At 62.5% G+C, this 3,159-nt stretch carries 3 protein-coding genes; all 3 read left to right on the top strand.

Going from position 1 to position 3,159, the window contains the following annotated elements:
* A partial coding sequence (locus ENZ75_RS26295) for a mechanosensitive ion channel domain-containing protein (protein ID WP_164888011.1) occupies nt 1–1,789 on the top strand: 1,789 nt, incomplete at its 5' end.
* Between the two features lie 156 nt (nt 1,790–1,945).
* Nucleotides 1,946–2,209 carry a hypothetical protein gene (locus tag ENZ75_RS26290; RefSeq protein ID WP_023812335.1) on the top strand — a complete coding sequence of 88 codons (264 nt, stop codon included), beginning with the start codon at nt 1,946–1,948 and terminating at the stop codon, nt 2,207–2,209.
* Nucleotides 2,210–2,415: 206 nt separating this feature from the next.
* Nucleotides 2,416–3,159: haloacid dehalogenase-like hydrolase (locus tag ENZ75_RS26285; protein WP_206617105.1), on the top strand; the 744-nt coding region annotated here is incomplete at its 3' end.

The following is a 3,159-nucleotide window of genomic DNA, read 5'->3' as shown; positions in this document are numbered from 1 at the left end:
GGTGTTCGAAGCCGACCCCACCAATGAGGACCCATCCTATCTCAGCCGCCTTTCGGTGGCCTTCTGGTCGACCTTGCTGCCGACGCTGGCGGTTGCCGCCTTTCTTGGATCGACGATTTTCTTTTTCAATTATTACAATGTGTTGCGCGGCGACATTGGGCTCTTCCTCAACGCGCTGGCGACCGTCATCGGCGTGGTGTTCTGCGTCAACCGGCTGACCAATGCGGCGCTGGAACCGCGGCTGCCGAACTGGCGCCTGATCCCGGTCGAAACCGGGCCGGCGCGCTGGCTGGTGCGCCTGGCCACCGCCATGGCCGTGGTCATCAGCGTCAACACCTTCCTGTCGGTGATCAACGACAAGATGGGTTCGCCGCTGTCGCTGACCATCGCCCGCAGTTTTGTCGCCACCATCATCGTCGGCATCATCCTGATCCTGATGGCGATGCTGAGGCCGTTCAAGGCGCGCGACGGAAGCTGGCGGCCCTGGCCGGCATGGCTGCGCTACCTGTCGCTGGGCCTTGGCCTATTCACCATCATAGCCGCCTTGCTCGGCTATATCGGCCTTGCGCTGTTCGTTTCGCTGCAGGTCGTCGTCACCGGCACAGCCTTGATCACCGCCTATATCGGCTTCCTGTCGGCGCAGGCGATCGGCGAGGAGGGTGCTTTCGCCAACACCTCCGTCGGGCGCTGGCTGTCGGCCAATTCCAGCTACGAGGATACGGCCCTCGACCAGCTCGGCCTTGTCGTCAGCGTTGCCATCAATGTGATGATCGTGCTGGTGTTCCTGCCGCTGATCCTGCTGATGTGGGGTTTCCAGCCCGGCGATATCCAGGCTTGGGCCTACAAGCTCGCAACCGGGATCAACATCGGCTCGGTGACGATCTCGGTCACCGGCATCCTCTCCGGCATCGTCGTCTTCGTCATAGGCTATTTCCTGACGCGGTGGTTCCAGGGCTGGCTCGACGGCTCGGTCATGGCGCGTGGCAAGGTCGATACCGGCGTGCGCAACTCGATCAGGCTGGCGGTCGGCTATGCCGGCGTCGCGCTGGCGGCACTGGTCGGCATCTCGGCGGCGGGCATCGACCTGTCCAGCCTGGCACTGGTCGCCGGCGCTCTTTCCCTCGGTATCGGCTTTGGCCTGCAGAACGTGGTGTCCAATTTCGTTTCCGGCCTGATCCTTCTGGCCGAGCGGCCGTTCAAGGTGGGCGACTGGATCGTTGCCGGCGACGTCAGCGGCACGGTCAAGAAGATCAGCGTGCGCGCCACCGAGATCGAAACCTTCCAGCGGCAATCGGTGATCCTGCCCAATTCGAACCTGATCAACAACGCCGTCGGCAACTGGACGCACCGCAACAAGCTCGGCCGCGTCGACATCAAGGTCGGCGTCGCCTATGGCAGCGACGTCAAGCAGGTTCATGCCGTCCTGCTGGAGATCGCCCGCAGCCACCCGATGGTGCTGAAGAACCCCGAACCCTTCGTGCTGTTTTCCAATTTCGGCCCCGCCGCCCTGGAATTCGAAATCCGCGTGTTCCTGGCCGACGTGATGAACGGCAACATCGCGCAGAACGACATCCGTTTTGCCGTCCTCGAAAAATTCAGCAGCGAACACATCGAGATCCCCTCGACGCCGCGCGCCGTGGTCGAGGCCCACAAGCCCAAGGCCTGGCCGACGGACGACGACAAGATCGAGGCCGACTTCGCCGAACAGGAGCAGATAAGGGCCGAAGCCGAGGCGGAGAAGAAGCGACTGGTCAAGTCTCGCAAAACCAAGAAGCCGGACCCGGACTAGGCTCGGACTCCGTCGACCTCAATCCTGCCCGGAATCGATTGCGGCATGAATGGGGCATTCAGTTGCGGTTCAGCTTCCATCTCATATAAGCTCCATGCAAAGGCGAAAATGCCTTGCCAAATGCAACAGAGGCGGTGGGAACACCGATATTGCACCATGTGGAAGTCTCTCGTCGCTGCAGTCGCCCTGGTCGCCGCCATCGGCTCGGTCCATGCCGCGAGCGCGGTCAACAAGGACGCCGAGACCCGCACGCTGGTCGTAACGGAGGGCGGCAGCAAGACCGACCTTGCGCTGGCCGGTGGCGAAACGGTTGAGTTCTGCCCGAACGGCTGCTTCGTCACCTTGCCCAATGGCGATCTCGAAGCCCTGACCGGTTCGGAAACGGTCGAGATCTCGGGCGGTGTCGCCCGCATCAAGTAATCTTGGCGTCACGATTGTAGAGGCCGGGCATTTGCCCGGCCTTTTATCGTTTCCGGTAGCGGTTGTTTAACAATGACACCGGAAATACCGCCATGGCAGCCGTCTGCAACCGTGCGTTTTAACGTTCGCTACGCCATCGCCCGCTATACCAGCCTCAAGACGCCGAAAAGCGGCGCGCAACTCTACGCGGGCAGGGCAGGACGGACATGGATGCGCGATCGGACAGGAACGCAATACCGCTTGCGGTCGATCTCGACGGCACGCTGATCGCAACCGACCTGTTGTGGGAAGGGCTGTTCATCCTTCTCAAGAAGAACCCGCTCTATATCTTCCTCGTACCGTTCTGGATCGCCGGCGGGCCGGCGCGGCTGAAGCAGGCGATCGCGCAGCGCATCGACATCGATCCGGCATCGCTGCCCTATCGCGAGGTGCTGCTTTGCCGCCTCCGGACCGAGCACGCCGAGGGCCGCAAGATCGTGCTGGCGACCGGTACGCCGCGCAAGTTCGCCGACGCCATCGCGGCCCATCTCGGCATTTTCGACCAGGTGCTGGCCACCGATGGTCTCGCCAATCTCACCTCGGGCAGGAAGCGCGCCTCGCTGATCGCAGCCTATGGCGATGGCGGTTTCGACTACGCCGGCAACAGCCGCCATGACCTCCAGGTCTTCGATGCCGCACGCAACGCGATCGTCGTCGCGCCCGACCGCCATGCCGCGCGCTGGCAGGCGGCACATGGCGCCGAGACGGTGTCGGCGCCGAAGCCCACTTTGCGGACCATCGTCAAGATGCTGCGCGTGCATCAGTGGCTGAAGAATTCGCTGATCGCAGTGCCGATGGTGCTCTCGCATGAATATTTCAACACCGACATGATCTGGGAATGCCTGCTGGCATTCGTCTCGTTCAGCGCGGTGGCATCGGCCATCTACATCCTCAATGATTCCTCCGACCTC

Origin of the sequence: Mesorhizobium sp. M7A.F.Ca.CA.002.04.1.1 (assembly GCF_004022805.1) — a bacterium.
GTDB lineage: Bacteria > Pseudomonadota > Alphaproteobacteria > Rhizobiales > Rhizobiaceae > Mesorhizobium > Mesorhizobium ciceri.
The sequence above is the reverse complement of the archived record's forward strand: the minus strand, read 5'-3'. Positions and strand labels throughout refer to the sequence as shown.

Excerpts from the sequence above, each read along its gene's own strand:
- ENZ75_RS26290 (WP_023812335.1), top strand. The coding sequence starts at position 1,946 with ATGTGGAAGTCTCTCGTCGCTGCAGTCGCCCTGGTCGCCGCCATCGGC.